1 protein-coding gene is annotated in these 248 nt (G+C 35.1%); it reads right to left on the bottom strand.

The window, feature by feature from the left end; genetic code table 11:
* A partial coding sequence (locus tag CWB65_RS19625) for a phage integrase N-terminal SAM-like domain-containing protein (protein ID WP_171047605.1) occupies positions 1 to 248 on the bottom strand: 248 nt, incomplete at both ends.

Below are 248 nucleotides of genomic sequence, written 5' to 3'. Positions count from 1 at the left end.
CATTAATCGCATACCACTGCCATAAAGTAGTCCACAGGGTAAATAATGCTTCGCAGAGCACACTTTAAAAAAATTATTTATTTCCTGCTGCGTTAAAACTACCGGTAGTTTAGTTGCTCGTTTGCTCTTAATAAAACCTAATGATAATGAGAGTGGCTTTTTAATCACTTCTTTAAATAAAAAGCTCAACGCATTTAAGGCTTGTGTTTGAGTATTAGGGGCAACATCTTGTTGGTTGACTAAATGAT

The organism is Pseudoalteromonas sp. S554 (assembly GCF_005930865.1).
GTDB classification, from domain to species: domain Bacteria; phylum Pseudomonadota; class Gammaproteobacteria; order Enterobacterales; family Alteromonadaceae; genus Pseudoalteromonas; species Pseudoalteromonas marina.
Note: the sequence above shows the minus strand (reverse complement) of the source record. Positions and strands in the feature narration are given on the sequence as shown.